The sequence below is a fragment of the Chryseobacterium oranimense genome (assembly GCF_900129755.1).
GTDB classification, from domain to species: domain Bacteria; phylum Bacteroidota; class Bacteroidia; order Flavobacteriales; family Weeksellaceae; genus Chryseobacterium; species Chryseobacterium oranimense.
Genome location: NZ_FQWT01000002.1, coordinates 800,569 through 820,156 on the forward strand (window position 1 = coordinate 800,569; position 19,588 = coordinate 820,156).

17 protein-coding genes are annotated in these 19,588 nt (G+C 39.0%); 3 read left to right on the forward strand and 14 right to left on the reverse strand.

Annotation, left to right across the window (positions count from 1 at the left end; translation table 11 throughout):
* Window positions 1-14: 14 nt before the first annotated feature.
* The 13 genes from ftsZ to mraZ form a co-directional block, all read right to left on the reverse strand.
* Window positions 15-1,934 (reverse strand): cell division protein FtsZ, encoded by a 1,920-nt coding sequence (gene ftsZ, locus BUB03_RS10150; protein WP_073062558.1) that lies wholly within the window; start codon window positions 1,932-1,934, stop codon window positions 15-17.
* Window positions 1,935-2,057: 123 nt separating this feature from the next.
* Window positions 2,058-3,440 (reverse strand): cell division protein FtsA, encoded by a 1,383-nt coding sequence (ftsA, locus tag BUB03_RS10155; RefSeq protein ID WP_073062561.1) that lies wholly within the window; start codon window positions 3,438-3,440, stop codon window positions 2,058-2,060.
* Window positions 3,441-3,523: 83 nt separating this feature from the next.
* A complete protein-coding gene (locus BUB03_RS10160) occupies window positions 3,524-4,489 on the reverse strand; it encodes a cell division protein FtsQ/DivIB (protein WP_073062564.1) in 966 nt (321 codons plus the stop codon).
* A gap of 51 nt (window positions 4,490-4,540) precedes the next feature.
* Entirely contained in the window at window positions 4,541-5,899 is a 1,359-nt protein-coding gene (murC, locus tag BUB03_RS10165) for a UDP-N-acetylmuramate--L-alanine ligase (protein ID WP_073062565.1), read from the reverse strand.
* Window positions 5,900-5,959: 60 nt separating this feature from the next.
* Window positions 5,960-7,072, reverse strand: a complete 1,113-nt coding sequence (murG, locus tag BUB03_RS10170) for an undecaprenyldiphospho-muramoylpentapeptide beta-N-acetylglucosaminyltransferase (RefSeq protein ID WP_073062567.1) — start codon at window positions 7,070-7,072, stop codon at window positions 5,960-5,962.
* A gap of 23 nt (window positions 7,073-7,095) precedes the next feature.
* Window positions 7,096-8,334: an FtsW/RodA/SpoVE family cell cycle protein gene (locus BUB03_RS10175; RefSeq protein ID WP_040992852.1), complete on the reverse strand. Its 1,239-nt coding sequence runs from the start codon at window positions 8,332-8,334 to the stop codon at window positions 7,096-7,098.
* Between the two features lie 80 nt (window positions 8,335-8,414).
* Window positions 8,415-9,746, reverse strand: coding sequence for a UDP-N-acetylmuramoyl-L-alanine--D-glutamate ligase (gene murD, locus BUB03_RS10180; protein WP_073062569.1), 1,332 nt, complete (start codon window positions 9,744-9,746; stop codon window positions 8,415-8,417).
* 86 nt (window positions 9,747-9,832) lie between these two features.
* Window positions 9,833-11,074, reverse strand: coding sequence for a phospho-N-acetylmuramoyl-pentapeptide-transferase (gene mraY / locus BUB03_RS10185; RefSeq protein WP_073062571.1), 1,242 nt, complete (start codon window positions 11,072-11,074; stop codon window positions 9,833-9,835).
* A gap of 79 nt (window positions 11,075-11,153) precedes the next feature.
* Window positions 11,154-12,614 carry a UDP-N-acetylmuramoyl-L-alanyl-D-glutamate--2,6-diaminopimelate ligase gene (locus BUB03_RS10190; protein WP_073062573.1) on the reverse strand — a complete coding sequence of 487 codons (1,461 nt, stop codon included), beginning with the start codon at window positions 12,612-12,614 and terminating at the stop codon, window positions 11,154-11,156.
* Between the two features lie 68 nt (window positions 12,615-12,682).
* Window positions 12,683-14,674, reverse strand: a complete 1,992-nt coding sequence (locus tag BUB03_RS10195; RefSeq protein WP_073062575.1) for a penicillin-binding transpeptidase domain-containing protein — start codon at window positions 14,672-14,674, stop codon at window positions 12,683-12,685.
* Complete coding sequence (locus BUB03_RS10200) at window positions 14,658-15,023, reverse strand: FtsL-like putative cell division protein (protein ID WP_040992842.1); 366 nt, start codon at window positions 15,021-15,023, stop codon at window positions 14,658-14,660. Before BUB03_RS10200 ends, BUB03_RS10195 begins: the two co-directional genes overlap by 17 nt.
* A 66-nt stretch (window positions 15,024-15,089) precedes the next feature.
* A complete protein-coding gene (gene rsmH, locus BUB03_RS10205; protein WP_040992840.1) occupies window positions 15,090-15,983 on the reverse strand; it encodes a 16S rRNA (cytosine(1402)-N(4))-methyltransferase RsmH in 894 nt (297 codons plus the stop codon).
* 40 nt (window positions 15,984-16,023) lie between these two features.
* Window positions 16,024-16,482, reverse strand: a complete 459-nt coding sequence (mraZ, locus tag BUB03_RS10210; RefSeq protein ID WP_073062577.1) for a division/cell wall cluster transcriptional repressor MraZ — start codon at window positions 16,480-16,482, stop codon at window positions 16,024-16,026.
* 272 nt (window positions 16,483-16,754) lie between these two features.
* On the opposite strand from mraZ, the gene BUB03_RS10215 reads away from it, so the two are divergent.
* The 3 genes from BUB03_RS10215 to BUB03_RS10225 all read left to right on the forward strand — a co-directional run bounded on the left by BUB03_RS10215 (window position 16,755) and on the right by BUB03_RS10225 (window position 18,648).
* The gene (locus BUB03_RS10215; protein WP_040992835.1) at window positions 16,755-17,516 is read left to right on the forward strand and encodes an alpha/beta fold hydrolase; all 762 of its coding nucleotides are present in this window, start codon (window positions 16,755-16,757) and stop codon (window positions 17,514-17,516) included.
* Window positions 17,517-17,582: 66 nt separating this feature from the next.
* Window positions 17,583-18,206, forward strand: a complete 624-nt coding sequence (gene yihA / locus BUB03_RS10220; protein ID WP_073062578.1) for a ribosome biogenesis GTP-binding protein YihA/YsxC — start codon at window positions 17,583-17,585, stop codon at window positions 18,204-18,206.
* On the forward strand, window positions 18,199-18,648 hold the full coding sequence (locus BUB03_RS10225; RefSeq protein WP_073062580.1) for a GNAT family N-acetyltransferase: 450 nt from the start codon (window positions 18,199-18,201) through the stop codon (window positions 18,646-18,648). The genes yihA and BUB03_RS10225 overlap by 8 nt, the downstream gene beginning before the upstream one ends.
* 52 nt (window positions 18,649-18,700) lie before the next feature.
* Here the strand turns inward: BUB03_RS10225 and BUB03_RS10230 are convergent, their stop codons facing one another.
* A complete protein-coding gene (locus BUB03_RS10230) occupies window positions 18,701-19,582 on the reverse strand; it encodes a hypothetical protein (RefSeq protein WP_073062582.1) in 882 nt (293 codons plus the stop codon).
* Window positions 19,583-19,588: the final 6 nt, after the last annotated feature.

The following is a 19,588-nucleotide window of genomic DNA, read 5'->3' on the forward strand; positions in this document are numbered from 1 at the left end:
TTGCTTATAGCAATTTAGTCGACGTCTTTATTTAAAAATCTGTTTTCTCTTACCTGCATAGACCCATTATTGTCAGACAGATAGGTGTTGATGTTCTGATCTGATGCATTGGTTCCGTCAATAGAAATATTTTTTCTTTTAAAAGCCGGTACAGACTCGAATTCACTTGTACTGTCAAAACTCTGATAGCGTGAGTTGAACTCTTTTAATTTATTTCTTCTCTCCAGAATTCTTTCCTGATCTACTGCTTTATTCACGAAGGTGAATTCAGATTCTGCAGGTTTTGGAGCTTCAGTTTCTTTTTTTTCTTCAACAGCCGGTTTGGTTTCAGTTTTTGGCTCTTCCTGTCTTGTTTGGAAGATGGCTTCAGCTGCCTGAACCGGAATTTCAGTTACTGCAGCAGATGTAGTAAATTCTGCTTTTGGCTGTCCGTAATCTGTTTTAGGCTCATTGGATGATGGCTGATTATTGACAAAGAAACTGAATTCAACCGGTTTTTCATCTGAGAAAGCACGGGTTGCCGGTGTAGACGGGGTTTCGTCTTTTTTGGCATCAAAATCAAATTTAAAAGATTCGATTTCCAGATCATTAGGATCTTCACCTTCTTCATCGTAAGAGAAAAGACTGTAAGATTCTTCCTGCTGCTCTTCTTCATTTCTCCAGCTGTTAGCAGGATTGTTTTGCTGATCCTCCTCTTTATCAAAGAATTTTATTTCTGTTTTGATCTCTTCTTCCTCAATAATCATTTTTTTCTCGGAAGACTTCAGCCCGAACTGAGGGATATCACTATCTTCATCATCCAGTCTGAAAGTATGTTTTCCTCCGAAATCACGTGTGGTTTCAGAAGAGGTTTCTCTTTCCTCTCTGGTTTTAAAAGGGGATGCTTTCGGAGTTTCAAGGCTGTCGTTAAGACTGATTCTGATCTTTTCTGTAGGACCTGCAAATTTTTTGCTGTCATTTGAAAAACCGGTAGCGATTACAAGAACGCTTACAGAATCTCCCAATTCCTCATCAGCACCTACCCCGAAGATAATATCAGCCGTATTTCCTGCTTCTTTCTGAATGTGGTCCATAATTACCCCGATCTCATCCATGGTCACTTCTTCAGCACCACTTCTGATCAATAGAAGAACGTTCTTAGCTCCTGTGATCTTATTGTCATTCAACAATGGGGAATCAAGGGCTTTTTTAACGGCTTCTTCTGCTTTGTTTTCACCTGAAGCAATTCCGGTAGACATCAATGCAGTACCTGAGTTCTGAAGTACGGATTTGGCATCTCTAAAGTCAATGTTTACATCAAAGTAACCGGTAATAACCTCTGCCATGCCTTTTGCGGCATTGGTTAAAACTTCATCGGCTTTCGAGAATCCCTGCTTGAATCCAAGGTTTCCGAACTGCTGTCTTAATTTATCATTATTGATCACAATAAGTGAATCAACGTTATTTCTTAGCTTTTCAAGACCATTTTCTGCCTGCTCAAGTCTTCTTTTCCCTTCAAAGCTGAAAGGAACGGTAACGATACCTACTGTAAGGATACCCATATCTTTGGCCACTTTGGCAATAACAGGGGCTGCTCCGGTACCGGTACCACCACCCATTCCGGCAGTGATGAACACCATTTTGGTATTCTGGCCCATTGCTGCTTTGATCTCTTCGATGCTTTCGATAGCCGATTTTTCTCCTACTTCGGGATCCGCTCCCGCACCAAGACCTTCTGTGATGGTTGTCCCCAGCTGTACTTTATTGGCAACAGGGTTGTTGTCAAGAGTTTGGGCATCGGTATTACAGATTACGAAGTCTACTCCGTAAATACCTTTCTCGTACATGTGCTTCAGAGCGTTGTTTCCACCGCCACCTACACCGATTACTTTTATGATGGATGAATTTCCTTTTGGCAAATCAAATGAAAATCCTTGTGTATCTATGTTTTCCATAACTATGCTTTTTATAATTGATGACTGATGAATGATAATTGATGAGTGATAAATGGCGATGAGCAGTAATATGCTGTTTGTTTTTTATTTATCAATTATCAATAATCTTCTATCATTTATATTTTACTCTACTTCTTCAAAGAATTTTTTAACTTTTTCCATAAGCGACTGCCCGAAAGTCAGTTTTGCTCTTCTGTTTTCCTGTTGCTCGCTGGCAATAGTTTGCTCCTGAACTACGGCTGCCGGCTGAACGGGCTGAACTGTTTCTGTCTGTGTTACAGCAGCTTCTGCTTTGGCTGGTTGTTCTTCAACAACTTCTTCTGCTTCGGCTCCCTGCTTTTTGTCACGGATCTTTAAACTTTCCATCAGCAAGCCGATTGATGTAGCAAATTCCGGGCCTTTCAGGTACTGGTTTTTATCGTTGGCAATATATTCGTTGGCAAAACCGATTCTGCTGTCAAAACCTGTTGTATAATTGGCCAGCTGACGAAGATGCTTCAGATTGGATCCGCCTCCCGTAAGAACGATCCCGGCAATCAGTTTTTTCTTTTGTTCAAATGCTCCGTAAGCTTTTAATTCTGTATTTACCATTTCCAGGATTTCCTCCACTCTGGCGTTGATAATCTGTGCCAGGGTTTTAAGGGAAATTTCCTTGTCCGGTCTTCCGTGAAGTCCGGGAATGGTAACAAATGTACTGTCTTTTTCCAGCTCCGGAACTGCAGAACCGAATTTTACTTTCAGTTGTTCTGCATGTTTTTCAATAATTGAGCAGCCTTCTTTGATATCTTCCGTAATAATACCGCCTCCGTAAGGAATTACGCAGGTATGACGGATGATATTGTCTTTGAAGATCGCAATATCTGTAGTACCGCCGCCTATGTCTACAATAGCAACGCCGGCTTCTTTTTCTTCTTTGGTTAAAACAGCTTCTGAAGATGCCAAAGGTTCCAAGGTAAGGGCTTCCATTTCAAGGCCGGCTTCTCTTACACACCTTGCGATGTTCCGGATGCTGCCCATTTGTCCTACTACCACATGGAAATTGGCCTCCAGACGTTTACCGTGCATTCCTACAGGCTCCTGAATTTCACCTTCGGAATCCACTTTATATTCCTGAGGAAGAACATGGATAATTTCTTCTCCCGGGAGCATGACCAGTTTTTTTACCTGATCTTTAAGCGCCTCGATGTCGTCGTCTGTAATAAATTTGTCCGGATGCTCACGCATGATATAGTCGGAATGCTGAAGGGAACGGATATGTTTTCCTGCAATACCTACCGTAACTTTACGGATGGGAACTCCTGCGCTGGACTGTGCTTCAGAAACGGCAGCCTTGATGGAATTGATGGTTTGTGAGATATTATTCACAATGCCTTTATGAACTCCAAGACTTTTGGCCTTTCCAACGCCGAGAACTTCTATCTTCCCGTGTGCATTCCTCCTTCCGACAATCGCAACAATCTTTGTTGTTCCGATGTCCAGACCTACTGAATACTCTTGATTTTCCATTTTATGTCGATTTGATTTTTTTTTCTACTTTTTCTTACAATCGGGTTTGTCCAATTTTATGTTTTAGTCCATCCGGACTCTTTCTATTCTATTTTTACTTTTGCTTTCGGCTTTGTTCCGGCCGGCTTTTTCTCTGTCTTTTTAGTTTCCTTTGGTTGGGTTGTCGCTTTTGGTTTTATTTTTTCCTTCGGCTTTACTGAAGTTGTTTTTGTTTTTTGGGCTTCGGCCGTTTTGGGCAGTATTTCCGGTTTTTTTACGGCTGCAAGAACCGGAGCTTTCGCCAGTTCTTTGTTTCCTGCTTTCAGAATACTGTCATTTTCTTTGAAATATGGATTTAAGGTGGTTACAATCTGGTTCTGATATTTTACAGACACCATGCTGTATTTTTGCGGATCCTGGAATACAAGGTATTTTTCCACAAAGGTTTTCAGGCCTTTCACTTTAAATTCAATATTATCCAGATCTCCTATTTCCACTTTATAATTTCCGTCACTGGTCAGAAGGTTGTAATCATCTTTGCTTTTTGAGATTCCGATAAAGAATTTTTTGCTGAAATCATCTTTATCAATCTTTTCAACCAGCTCAGCCAGCTTTTTGTACTCATCCGGCTTTACATTTCCTGTTACCAGCATGCAGGGATGGGAGTAGGTTTTTGAAATAGGAAACTCGGTTCCTTTTTCATCTACATAAAAATCTCTTCCTTCTTTATTTAGCCTGAAAACAGGGACTCTCTGTGTGATGTCCAGATACAGTTTCCCATTCAGGTTTAAGTAGACATTGGCACTGTCTACAGCGGGAAGTGCATTAATTTTCTTTTCAAGCACCGGAATATTCAGATCTCCGACTTTTCCGGAAGGGTTTTCTTTTTTTACAATTTCACGGATATCTTTTTCATCAATGAAGTATACCGGGGTTTTCTCATTCATTTTTACAGAAATCTTATTGTCCGTAATCTTCTGGCCGCTGAATCTCTTCAATGAGAAACTCAGCAGTAATCCTAAGATGATCACTGTGACAGCAATTTTTAATATTCTGTATTTATTTTTCATAGTTGAGTTCCGTGTTCCGTGTTTTCTGTTCCGTTTTTTGTAATAATTATTTTAATTTTTCTCAATCCATTCACAAAGAGGGTCGTACAGGGTATCAATGTTTCCTGCGCCTACGGTGAGGAGGATGTCAAAATCTTTTTCTTTTATTTTTTCGAAAGCACCGGACAGGTCCGATTTTTCTTTTTTATCTAAATTCACTTTTTCGAGCAGCCAGCCGGAAGTAATTCCTTCAAAGTTTTCCTGAAGTTCCCTTGCAGGGTAAATGTCAAGAAGGATCAGCTCGTCTGCCTTGCTTAAACTTTCGGCAAAACCATCTGCAAAATCTCTTGTTCTGCTGAAAAGATGCGGCTGAAAGACTACCAGAAGTTTTTTATCCGGGTAAAAGGTTTTGATGGAGCTCACAACCGCATTGATTTCTGTAGGGTGGTGGGCATAATCATCAATATAAATCTTACCGTTCGGATAAATATGTTTGGTATATCTTCTTTTAATTCCTTTAAAATTGGCAATAGCTTTTTTCAGGGTTTCAAAATCTACGCCTAAATTATGGAGGATGGCCAGTGCCGCAGTAGCGTTTTCGACATTATGAATTCCCGGAATTTCCCACACAAAATCTTTTACGGTTTCATACGGGGTATGGAAATCAAAGTAAATCTTATCATGATCCATACGCAGGTTATCCGAATAATAGTCTGCTGCCTCGTTTACGGCATAGGTTTTATGATCTCTGCCGATATCCAGGCCTTTTCTTACAAATAACTGCTTATCATCAGGAACCAGTGCAGCAAACTGCTTGAAACCTTCTTCAATATGGCTCTTGTCACCATAAATATCCAGATGGTCTGCATCGGTAGAAGTTACTACCGCCCAGTCCGGGGAAAGGTTTAAGAAGCTTCTGTCATACTCATCTGCCTCCACAACGGAATATTTTGTCCCGTTATACAGGAAGTTGGATCTGAAATTTTCAGAAATACCGCCTAAAAAGCATGAAAACGGAAGGTTTGCCTCTTTACAAAGGTGAGAAACCAAAGTGGAAGTAGTTGTCTTTCCGTGAGTTCCTGCTACGGCAATACAATCCGTATTTTCTGTAATCAGGCCTAAAACTTTAGCACGTTTCAGAACTTCAAACTGGTTCTGATTGAAGTAATCCAGAATTCCTAATGTTTTAATAGCAGGGGTATAAATTACCAAGGTATCTTCTTTTTGAAGACGGGTTATTCTTTCATCAATGAGGTCTTCAAAAACAATATCAATTCCTTCTTTCATTAACTGTTCTGTAAGCTTGGTGTTGGTTTTGTCATAACCCAGCACTTTTTTACCGGAAGCATTGAAATAGCGTGCCAAAGCACTCATTCCGATACCTCCGATTCCTACGAAGTAATAATTTTGATATGTTTCTAAAATCTTCATTCTTTTTGTATTAATGTATTTTGTAAAATGTATTCATGTATGCTTTGTCATTAATACATTTTACATTGTACTTTTTACAGTTTTAAATATCTCATCCACAATCTCTTTTGCTGCGTTTGGCTTGGCAAAGTATTCCAGGTTTTGAGACATTTCTTTTCTTACATTTTCACTGCTGCAGATTTCTTCCAGTGTATTCCAGAATTTTTCCTGCATTTCAGAGTCTTTTACCATTCTGGCTGCATTTTTTTCAACCAGGTTCATGGCGTTTTTGGTCTGATGATCTTCCGCCGCAAAGGGGAAAGGGACCAGAAGAACGGGTTTTCTAGCTACTGCCAGCTCTGAAATGGCAATGGCTCCTGCTCTTGAAACGATAACATCAGCTGCAGAATAGGCCAGCTCCATATCTCTGATGAATTCTCTCAATTGAATCTGAGATCCGAGATCCGAGATCCGGGATTCGTTGTTTAATTCATGGTAATCCAGTTTTCCGGTTTGCCAGATCAGCTGATATCCTTTTTCTTTAAGGTTTTCCAGGTTATCTTTCCAGGCATTGTTTAATGTTCTGGAACCTAAGGAGCCACCTACAGAAAGGATGGTAAGTTTGTCTTTATCAAGACCCATTTTTTCTTTTGCCAGAGCTGTTTCTGTCATTCCTGTAACAATATTCTCACGAATAGGATTGCCGAGGAATTTTATTTTTTCGGAAGGAAATCCTTCTACTTTCGGATATGCAGTGAAAACGGCTTTGGCTTTTTTGCTTAAAATCTTATTCGTTACTCCTGCATGGGCATTCTGCTCCTGAATGAAGATCGGAATTCCCAGTCTGCTGGCTTCATATAAAGCGGGTCCGCTCGCGAATCCACCCGTTCCTATAGCAAAATCCGGGGCGAAGTTTTTAATGATCTTCTTTGATTTAGAAAGGCTTTTCAGAATTTTGAAAGGCAAACCTAAATTCGAAAACAAGTTTCCCCTGTCAATTCCTGCGATATCAATTCCTTCAATTTTATAACCGGCCTGGGGAACTTTTTCCATTTCCATTTTCCCGTTGGCTCCTATGAACAAAAATTCTGTATCCGGAAATCTTTTTCTGATCTCATCTGCAATGGCAATAGCCGGGAAGATATGTCCTCCTGTTCCACCGCCGGATAATACTACTTTTAATTTTTTGTTCATTTTTATTTTGTTACTGATGATACCTAAGCGATATCATTAATTTCTGCTACACTTTGTTTTTTGCCCATTCCTTCTTCATCATATATCTGGATTCTTGAGCTTATATTTAAAATAATTCCAAGCTGGAGATAGGTAACCAGCATGGAGGTTCCTCCATAACTTATCAGTGGCAATGGCTGTCCTGTTACCGGGATCAGGTTGATGGCTACAGCAATATTCACAGCAAGCTGGACAAAAATCATCACCCCGAGACTGAGCACGAGAAGCGAGCCGAAAAAGGCGGGCATTTTGCTTGCGATCATTACAATCCTGATCATCATGATGAGATACAGGCTGATAAGGAAGGCTGCCCCGATTAGTCCATATTCTTCTACAATCACAGCAAAAATAAAGTCGGAGGCGGATTGTGGAAGCATTTGTTTTAATGCACTTTTTCCTGGCCCCATTCCTGTAATTCCACCATGTACGATGGCTGCTTTGGCCTGCATAACCTGGTAGTTTTTTGCTTTTACACTTTCATCATCCACATCGGCTGTTTTTGCCTTGCTGGAAGTAAATGTTTCAATACGGCTCATCCATGTATGCACACGGTTTCCACCGATGAGGTTAGTATTTAAAGCAATAATCAGAAATAATATAATGGCTATAAAGGATGAAGAGATAAATCCTGCAATATATTTCCAGTGAAGCTGTCCGATAATCAGTACGATTACAGAAACCATCAGAATCATCAATGCTGTGGAACCGTTATCTTTTGCAACCAATACAAAAACCAGCAGGATAGGCCCGAAAATATACATAATGTTCTCTATCGGAAGCCTTTCCCTTGTTATTTTTTTGGTCAGGTACCTGCAAAGGTAAATGACGAGCATGAGGAAGGCGAATGATGACGGCTGGAATGAAATGGGGGTTCCGGGAATTTTCAGCCATCTTGAAGCACTGGCTCCGTCAATAGTCTGACCTGTAAACATGGTAACAATGAGCAAAACGATCATGAGCCCAAGCAATATACTGCTGAGCTTTCCGATGTACTCATATTTGATCATTCCAACGACTCTCATGATCACAAGACCTAAGACGACAAAGAACATATGCTTGATGACGTGACCTGTTGTGGTCCCGTTATTAACAATATATTCCAGATTTGAACTTGCCGAGTATACAGGGAAAATAGAGAAAATGGAGATCACAAGGATGACCATCCAAAGTACTTTATCGCCCTTTAGCAATTCAATTCTGTTTTCTGTGTTCTGTTCGTCCATATTATATTCTGTATTGTTGTATTCATGTAAAATGTATTCATGAATCTGAAACCATTAATACATGAGTACTTTAATACTTTTTACATTTCCTTTAATACCTGCTCTTTAAACTGTCTTCCCCTGTCTTCATAGCTTTTGAAAAGGTCAAAACTTGCGCAGCATGGTGAAAGTAAAACCGTATCACCGCTTTTTGCCAGTGATTTTGATATTTTCACGGCCTCTTCCATGCTTGACGTGTCATAAATAAATTCTTTTTTGTCTTTAAAGAATTCTATAATCTTCGTGTTGTCTATTCCTAAGCAGACAATCGCCTTTACTTTTCTTTTAACAAGATCCTCGATTTCTGTGTAATCGTTTCCTTTGTCTAAGCCTCCAACAATCCAGACTGTCGGGGTTTTCATACTTTCCAGCGCGTAATAGGTGGCATTTACATTCGTCGCTTTACTGTCGTTGATGTATTTTACACCGTTGGTTTCGGTTACAAATTCCAGTCTGTGCTCTACCGCCTGGAAAGTCATCAGCGAGTTTCTGATGCTTTCGTTGTTGATTTCCAGTATTTTACCGGCTATTGAAGCGGCTAAGCTGTTGGCAACATTGTGATTTCCAAGAAGAGAAAGTTTGTCAATTTTCATTGAAAATTCGTCCTTCATTTTTACCACGATCTCATCATTGTTAATGAAACCTCCTTCAGACAATTTTTCTTTGGTTGAGAAAGGAATCATCTTAGCTTTTATTTCCAGCTTTTCAAGAATGTTTTTGCTCATTTCATCATCTTTGTTATAGATGAAGAAATTATCATTTTCCTGGTTTTCTGCAATTCTGAATTTGGCTAAAGCATATTCTTCATAATTGTAGTTGTATTGGTCCAAATGGTCCTGCGACAAATTAAGCAGCAGGGAAATATAAGGCCTGAAGTTCTGAATATCATCCAGCTGGAAAGAGCTTACTTCCAGAACATAATATTCATGGTTCTCATCAGCCACCTGTCTGGCAAAGCTGTATCCTATGTTTCCTCCCAATCCTACATTCAGTCCGTCGTTTTTCAGGATGTAGTAGATCAGGGAAGTTGTTGTTGTTTTTCCGTTGCTTCCTGTAATGGCGATGATCTTGGCATCAGTAAATTCTGATGCAAATTCAATTTCAGAGGAAAGTCTTATTCCTTTTTCATGAATTTTATGAACGATCTCTGCCTTTTTCGGAATTCCGGGGCTTTTCACAATCCAGTCTGCATCTAAAATTCTTTCTTCGTTGTGGTTTCCTTCTTCAAATTCAATTTCATTTTCGATTAAAAACTGCTTATAGTTATCCTTAATAGCTCCTTTGTCTGAAAGAAAAACTTCCAGACCTTGTTTTTTCGCTAAATAAGCAGCTCCGCATCCGCTCTCTCCACCTCCTAAAACAACTATTTTCATATTTATTCTTTTGTAAAATATATAATGTAAAAATGTATTAATGTAATTTGGCTTTGTCTTAATACTTCATACTTTATACAAAATTTTTATCTCATTTTTAATGTGATCAGGCATAAAATAGCCAGCATTACCCCAATGATGATCATTCTGTTTACGATCTTACTTTCATGGAACCCTCCTTTCTGGTAGTGGTGGTGTAATGGTGACATTCTAAAAAATCTGTTATTCTGGGCATATTCCAGCCCGTATTTTCTTTTTCTGTATTTGAAGACTACAACCTGCAGCATCACAGAAATATTTTCAATCAGGAAGATCCCGCATAAAACAGGAATAAGAAGTTCTTTTCTCAAAATGATGGCTAAAACGGCAATCACTCCTCCAAGCATTAAACTCCCTGTATCGCCCATGAAAACCTGTGCCGGATAGGTGTTGTACCAGAAGAAACCGATAACAGCCCCTACCATGGCTACTGCAAAAATGGTCGTTTCCCCCATATTGGGAAGGAACATGATGTTGAGGTAATCCGCAAAAATAATGTTCCCGGAAAGGTAGGCAAACAGGGCAAGGGTAAGCAGTATGACAGCACTGGTTCCTGCGGCAAGTCCATCAATTCCGTCTGTGATATTGGCTCCGTTCGATACAGCTGTTACGATGAAAATAACGATAGGTATAAAGACAATCCATGCCCATTCGTGGGCATCTTTATCATTCATCCAAAACAGAATTCCACTGTAATCGAATTCATTATTTTTAGCAAACGGAACAGTAGAAACAGTAATTTTTTCTGTAGGCATGAAATTCTGCTCTACATTGTTTCTGTTCACCACCTTTGCATCTGCATATTTTCTTTTAACGGTGATATCCGGGTGGAAATACATTGTAATTCCGACGATTAGCCCTAATCCGACCTGGCCTACAATTTTAAATTTTCCGCTCAGACCGTCTTTATTTTTCTTGATTTTCTTTAAATAATCATCCAGAAATCCTATGGCACCCATCCATAACATTGAAACCAACAGCAGGACAATATATACATTGGTGATTCTCGTAAAGAGCAGCACCGGAATAATGGTTGCAATAATGATGATCAGTCCTCCCATGGTAGGGGTTCCTTCTTTCTGCTTTTGCCCGTCTAATCCGAGGTCACGTACAAGCTCTCCCATCTGTCTTGCACGCAGGTAGTTGATGATCCTTTTTCCATACACAAGAGCAATGATCAGGGAAAAGAGAACGGCAATACCGGCACGGAAAGAAATGTATTTCAACATTCCTAATCCCGGTATGTGAATTCCCTGACTTGTTAGATATTCGTATAAGTAGTATAACATAATTTCTATTCTTAATAAATGATCAATGATGATTGATGAATGATGTATCGTTTACCATTAATCAATTATCGATTATAATTTACTTGCTCATTAGCTTCCAAAGCTCGTTGATGGTTTCTTTATCATCAAAATGATGTTTCACACCATTGATTTCCTGATAGTTTTCGTGACCTTTTCCGGCTACCAATACTATATCTTTTGGTTCTGCAAACCTGATTGCCATTTTTATCGCTTCTTTTCTGTCCGGAATTGAAGTGTATTTGCTGAAGTTCTGAGGTTCAACACCTGCTTCAATTTCCTTGATGATCTGGGCAGGATCTTCTGTTCTCGGGTTATCCGAAGTGATAATTGCCAGGGTTGATTTTTTTGTGGCAATATTTCCCATTTCAGGTCTTTTCGAGTGATCTCTGTCGCCTCCGCATCCGAAAACGGTGATCAGTCTTTCGTTTTTTGTCCTGATATCATTGATGCTGTCCAGAATATTTTCCAAAGCATCCGGAGTGTGGGCATAATCTACAATAAAGAAGATTCCGCCGTCAGATCTGAAGGTTTCGAATCTTCCGGAAACTCTATTTAACTTACTGATCGCCTGCAAAATTTCATCCTGTTCAAAATCAAGCTCGGAAGCAATTCCGAAAACCAGCAGTAAATTGTAAATGTTGAATTTTCCTGTCAGTGTTGTCCAGAATTCTTTTCCATTGAAATTCAACAGCATCCCGTTGAAATCAATTTCCAGAGATTTCCCGTGGTAGTCTGCCATGGTTTTCATAGCATACGACTTTTTCTTTGCTTTTGTATTCTGAAGCATCACCATTCCGTTTTTATCATCCACATTGGTGATGGCTATGGCCGTATCTTCCAGTTCATCGAAGAATCTTTTCTTTGTTTTCAGGTATTCATCAAATGTTTTATGATAATCTAAGTGATCATGAGTAAGATTGGTGAAACCGGCCACTTTAAAATGCAGACCTTCGATTCTGTTCTGGGCAATTCCGTGAGAACTTACTTCCATAAAAGCGTATTCACAGCCTTCCTCAACAGCCTGAGCTAAAATCTTATTGATGGTAATAACATCCGGAGTAGTATGGGTTGCAGGAATAATTTTCTCGCCGATTCTGATCTCCACAGTAGAAAGCAGTGCGGAATCATAACCTAAATTTCTGAACACATCAAAAAGAAGAGTAGATACAGAAGTTTTTCCATTGGTTCCGGTAACTCCGATTAATTTAAGTTTCTGAGACGGGTTTCCATAAAGGTTAGAAGCAAGATGACCTAATGCCTTTGATGAATCTTTCACCTTGATATAGGTTACATTTTCATTCAATGTTTCAGGAAGCTCTTCGCACACTACTGCTTTTGCACCTTTTTCAACAGATGATGCAATGTATGAATGTCCGTCTGCAACGGTTCCCCTCACTGCTATATAGAGCGAGTTTTCCGTAACCTTTCTGCTGTCGAAAGCCAATTCTGAAATCTCACGGGTATCATCACCGTGAATTTCTAAAACTGGGATCCTTTTTAATAATTCTGTTATTATCATTTTTATCAATAGGATTTTATCCTATTCTTTGTTAAATCGTCTTCTTCGAGACTGGTTCTTCTTATTTTTTAATTCTGCAGAGACAAATAAATTCTCTGGTTCTTGCTGATTATGGTGCCTTCCAGCGGAAATTGTTCCTTGATTCTTCCAACCCCTTTATAATCAACTCTGTATCCTAAGTTTTCCAATTGCGGAATGACATTTTTACCGATCAGTCCGACTACGCTTGGCATTTGTTTATTATTTACAGCTATTTTAATATTAGGCTCTACCATTTTATTCAGGTTCACCTTTCTGTCTACCAGCATTTCTTTTTCGATATTCTGAGGTGTTTTCAGGAATGTTTTTCCTGCGATTTCTTTAAATACCGGTGCTGAAACGGATCCTCCATAAAAACCTTTGGCGGTATTCGGTTCGCTGATCATTACGTAGCAGGTGTACTTCGGATGATCTGCGGGGTAGAAACCGGCAAATGATGCGCGATATTTCATCGGACCGGGAAGCCAGTATTCAAACCTTGCGGTACCTGTTTTTCCTGCCATTTTCAGGTTAGGAGTAAAGATGCTTCGTCCGGTTCCTTTTTCCACTGCTTTAGTCAGGGCACTGGTCATCATTTTAATGGCTTTTTCGGAGGCCATTTTATTGACCATTACTTCCGGTTTGGCGCTGTAGATTACTTTGCCGTCTTTCATGATCTTATCGATGAAGAGAGGTTTAAGCATTTTACCGCCGTTGGCAACGCCATTATAGAAGGTTGTTAACTGCAATAAGTTGATATTCGATGAATAACCATAAGAAATAGAGGCTAATGTGGCAGCGTTCCATCTCTTGTTTTGCGGTGTTACGATCTTCGGTTTTGTGATGCCCGGAAGTTCGATATCCATTTTATCGAATAATTTCCATCTTTTCAGGTGGTCAAGGAAGATCTGAGGCTTATCTGCATAATATTTGGTAATCAGTTTTGCTGTTCCCACGTTACTTGATTTCGCTAAAACATCACTGATGTCGTAAGTTCCTCCGCCGTGGCCGTCTGAAATCCTCTGTTTGGCATAGGTCCAGACGCCGCCTCCTACATTTACCGTTGTATTTTCATCGATGAAGCCATCGTCCATTGCTGCTAAAAGAGAAATGGTTTTAAAGGTAGAACCCGGCTCAATATTATCTTTTAAAGCATAGTTGTAAGAATCTTCATATTCTCCGTCTTCTGTCCTCCTAAGATTGACCAAAGCTTTTACTTTTCCGGTTTCTGTTTCCATAACGATCACCGTTCCGTGTTTTGCTTCAAAATTGATCAGCTGCTTCTCTAAAGCGGAGTGGGCAATGTCCTGAATTCTAAGGTCTAAGGTGGTATAAACATCTTCGCCGTCCACAGGTTCTTTTACTTTCCAGTAATCGATTGGTTTCCATTGGGAAGAGTTGATTCTTTGTTCTAGTCTTTTACCGTCGGTTCCGGTAAGATATTTTGAAAATGCTCCTTCCAGACCGGCTTTCACTTCACCGTTGTCTATACCGATAGTTCCGGCTCCGATCTCTGAGGTGGCAAGCTCACGCTTATAATTTCTGTCTACGATAAAGCCTCCTTTATTTTTTCCTTTTTTGAAAATCGGGAAGTTTCTGATACGGTCATACTGATCGAAATCAAGCCCTTTTACCAAAGTATAGTACTGATTTTTCTTTCTCTTCTGTTCGTCGAATTTCTTTCTGAATTCTGTTCTGGGTTTTCCGAACATCTTACTTAAGGAATCCGTAAGCGCACCAATGTTGTTGCTGTATATCGTATCTTTCATGGTTTTGAAATCAAGATAGATATCGTAGCGCATTACTGTTGTGGCGAGTATGGAGCCGTCTGAGGCAAACAGGTTTCCGCGGGCAGCTTTCAAAGTGGCCTCACGGTAGTTTTTATTAATGTAATCGTCTTTAATTTCCTGAACATTAGTGTTTTGCAGGATTACTATCCTGGCAAGAAACATCACAAATACGCACAGAACTCCCACTGCGAAGAGGTAGCCCCACCTTAACGTTTTTTTACGTTTGTTATCGTATTCATTTTGTTTTTGCATCTGTACTGTCTAGTTTTATAAGCAGTTTATGAGGATGGTTTTCCAAAGTCATCAGTGAGTCTTTGGCGACTTCCTTCCCCAGTTGCGATTCCATTTTTACTTTGATCAGCTTACTCTGGGCGTAAGCGTTTCTCGATTTATATTCTTCAGTTTCTTCTTTTAATGCATTGACAATTTTGATCTTTTTGTTGACAAGGTGATTGCTGTAAATCATTGCCATCATCAGAACAAACAACAGTAAAAAATACTTGTAATGAGTTTTAATCTCATCACGGTTCAGAAAGTTCCCTTTTATAATGTCTATAAAAGTGAGCTTTTTCTGAGGGCGGTTTGTTGTTCTTTTTGCCACGCTGTTTTATAATTGATGACTGATAAATGATGGGTTGATCCGAATCATTCAATCATATTTTATCATTTATACCTTAATTCCTGTTCTCATTTTTGCACTTCTTGCTCTGGAGTTTTCTTCGATTTCCTTATCATCCGGGATAATCGCTTTACTTTTGAGCAATTCAAATACCTTTTTGTAGTTTCCGTAGATGTCTCTTTCCTGCTCGCCTTCAAACATTCCGTTTTTCAGGAATCTTTTTACCAAACGGTCTTCCAATGAATGGTAAGAGATAACTACAAGTCTTCCTCCTGGTTTTAAAATATTAAGTGCCTGAACGAGCATTTCTTTCAACGCTTCAAGCTCCTGGTTAACTTCTATTCTTATCGCCTGGAAAAGCTGTGCATAAAATTTATTGACCTTATGAGGCGGAATATAGCTGAAAAGCTTCTTCAGATCCTCGGTGGTATTTATGGCTTTTGCTTTTCGGTGATGAACAATATCTCTTGCCAGTTTTCTCGCTTCCCTCAGCTCACCGTAATGGTAAAAGATGTCGGCCAGTTCTGTTTCTTCGTATTCATTAATTACCCTTTTGGCATCAAGGCTCTGCATCACGTTCATTCTCATGTCCAAAGGGGCATTGTTTCTGGTAGAAAAGCCTCTTTCTGCTTCATCAAACTGGTGGGATGAAACACCAAGATCTGCCAGAACGCCATCAATCTGGGAAAAGCCATACATCAGCATGGAGTTTTCCAAAAACCTGAAATTCTGATTAACCAGTGTAAATCTTGGGTCATCAATTGTATTTTTAAGGGCATCCAGATCCTGGTCAAAACTGAAAAGTTTTCCTTTCTCTGAAAGTCTGCTCAGGATTTCTCTTGAGTGGCCTCCTCCTCCAAAAGTGCAGTCCACGTATATTCCGTCAGGATTCGTCACCAAATCATCAACGCTCTGCTTCAATAAAACGGGGTTGTGGTACATACTTAATTGTGTTTTTTACCTGCTTTTCAGCAATTGTGGTTTATTCTTCGTCAAAAGAGCCCATTACATCTTCAGCCAGGCTCGCAAAATCAGCTTCATTGGTTGAGATCACCTTTTCGTAGGCTTCTTTATCCCAAATTTCAAAAAGCTCTCCTGCGCTGGTAATCACGGTATCTTTCTGAAGGTTTGCAAAATTCACCAGATCTTTCGAGATCTGAAGTCTTCCTGCATTGTCCAGTTCTACTGTTTTTACTCCTGCCGTAAAAATTCGAATGAAATCAGCATTCTTTTTGATGAATCTGTTCAGTTTATTGATCTTGCCCATCAGTTTGTCCCAGGCATTCATGGGATAGACTTCGAGGCAAGGCTGGAACACAGATCTCTTGACTACAAACGCCTTATCGTCGAAGTTTTCCATCTGTTTGATCAGGGAGGAGGGAACTTTTAAACGGCCTTTGTCGTCAATTTTACACTCATATGTTCCAATGAAACTTTTCATTTGGGACAAATTTATATAATAATTTCCAAAATTTCCCACTTTTTCCCACTTTTTGACTTAATGTTAATAAGTTTTATTAAGGATTGAATTTGAGCGAGGTAAGTATTTGATATAATGCCTGTTGTAAAAACTGTTATTTAGCCCATAGGAATGGGGTTTTGAAAAAAGTAAAGAAAAAGGGTGATATTATATTATTTTTACTTTAAATTAGGGTAATCAAAATTTTTTTGAGGTTTAATTTGTATTTTTGCAAAGCTTTATTAAGGCATTTTATGATATTTAGTACAAAAAAAGGAAAGAAATATACTTTTGTAGAGGCGGGAGAAGGACATCCATTGGTGCTGTTGCACGGTTTAATGGGTGGTTTGAGTAATTTCGATAAAATGGTAGATTTTTTTTCGGAAAAGGGGTTCAAGGTATACGTTCCTCAGTTACCTATTTACGATCTGCCCGTACTTAATACTAATCTTACCACTCTTGCAAAATATATTATCAAGTTTATAGAAAGTCATATCTCCGAACCTGTTACCATTGTAGGAAACTCTATGGGCGGGCATGTAGGGCTTATTATGACTTTGGCAAGACCGGATCTGGTAAAGAATCTTGTATTAACAGGAAGTTCGGGACTATATGAAAGAACTTTCGGAGATAGTTTCCCGAGAAAAAACGACCGCTCCTATATAAGGAAGAAGACGGAAGAGGTTTTCTATGACCCGGCTGTTGCCACAGAAGATCTTGTAGACGAGGTTTTTTCTGTAGTAAACGACAGAATGAAAGGAATAAAGACGGTAATGCTGGCACGAAGCGCGATCAAGCATAATATGCTGAATGATCTTCCTAAGATTTTGACTCCAACGTGTCTGATCTGGGGAAGACAGGATAATGTAACGCCCCCTGAAGTGGCTGAGGATATGCACAAGTTTATTCCCAATTCGGATCTGTTCTGGATAGATAAATGCGGGCATGCTGCGATGATGGAAAAACCGGATGAGTTTAATGAGATTCTCTACAGCTGGTTAAAAGATAAAGTTTAAAAAAAATAATAGTAAACCATTAAGAGCTTTTCTTAATGGTTTGTTTTTCTAAAAAATATTCGAAAGATGGTTATTAAAACGGCAAATTTTGTAAAAAGTAGCGGAAAATGGCAGGAGTGCCCTGAACCTACTATGCCTGAATATGCTTTTATCGGAAGGTCTAATGTAGGAAAATCATCATTGATCAATGCAATGATGAATCACAAAGATTTGGCAAAAACTTCCGGGACTCCAGGGAAAACACAGCTGATCAATCATTTTTTAGTGAATGAGGAATGGTATCTGACGGATTTACCTGGCTATGGGTATGCTAAAGTTTCAAAATCTATCAGAAAGGATTTTGAGAAGCTGATCACCAATTATATTCTGAACAGAAGAAACCTTGTGAATCTTTTTGTTCTGGTAGATTCAAGGCATACTCCGCAAAAGATAGATCTGGAATTTATCCAGTGGTGCGGGGAAAGCGGAATTCCTTTTTCAATTGTTTTCACGAAAGTTGATAAACTGAAACCGAATGTTGCGATACAAAATGTAGAAAACTATAAAAACGAGCTGCACAAAACCTGGGATGATTTGCCCGAACTGTATGTAACTTCTGCGGAAAAGAAAACGGGTGGTGATGAGATCCTGGATTTTATTCAGAAAACGAATGAATTCCTTAAAAATAATAATGTAAGTTTTGATGAGTAATATAATCTGGAAGATTAAAACCTTCGATGAGTTTACGGTTCCTGAGCTGTACTCGGTCTTAAAGGCCCGTATTGATGTTTTTGTGATTGAGCAGAACTGTCCTTATCCTGATCTGGATAATTACGACCAGAAGGCTGTACATATCTGGGCCGAAGAAGACGGGGAAATCTTAGCCTACTGCAGGATTTTTGACAAAGGAATCAAGTATGAGGAAACTTCTTTGGGAAGGGTTCTAACCACGGAACAGGCAAGAGGAAAAAGTCTTGGAAAACAGCTAATCCAATATGCTGTAGAAACCATTGAAAACCGTTTTCATACTTCTGAAATTAAGATCTCAGCCCAGGATTATTTATTAAGATTTTACTCCGGGTTCGGGTTTATAGATACAGGAAAGAAATACCTGGAAGATGATATTCCGCATACGGAAATGATCAGAAAATAAAAAAGCGAAGAGAAATCTTCGCTTTTTTTGAATACCTTGAGTGTTTTTTTAATTATTTGCCTGTAATGGCTTTTAAAATAATGGGCTCTAAATTGGAAGGCAGATCTGCTGATTTTATCTGGTATTTCTTGATTTTCATTTCTTTAAACCACTTTTCCCAGTATTCTTTAATGACAGCTTCTTCAAATGGATTTCCTTTTTCTGGATTGATTCCGAGCACGATGACCTCCAGATTGCTTAAATTATCATTAGCTTTCACGAAACCAAGATTTTTTTGCTCAAAGGCTGTCTTGAAATCAGATGTTGTTAAATTATTGGATTTAACAAGCTTTGAGGTTAAATAAGAAGTCTTTGCTTTTTCTGAAAACCTGGAGTTTTCATGATACATATATCCGTCTGTCAGGATGAATAAGATATTTCTGTGATCTTCTTTTACACAATAATCATTGACTTTATTTTTAAAAAATTCCCAAATATCAGAGCCTACATAATTTCCATCTTTGATTGCAGACTGATAGATATTAGCAGGTAATTCAGCATATTTTTTTTCAACGGTATTGAAATAGGCTTTGTTGGTATTCTGGTCAAAAGAAACTTTAAGCTCTTTTGTAAAGTCATTGATTTTGGGATCTGAAGGTTCAGGATTAAAGAAAACCTGCATCTGATCATTATAGGTAATGATTCTTTTTGTTTTGATATGGTTCAAGAATCCTTTCTCGATCGCTTTAATGTATTCTATATCCCTCTGGAAATACTCCATTGTGGGATTGGGGTTTGTGTTGGGATCGATCCGGTCGGATAAATCAATCAGAATGCTCACGTTGATATTGTTGGGATCGGGTTCGGGAATACTTTTACCGCCTTTGGGATCTACAGGATCTTTACAACAGGAAATTAAAGATATCATCAGTAATATGTAGACTATATTTTTCATAGGGAG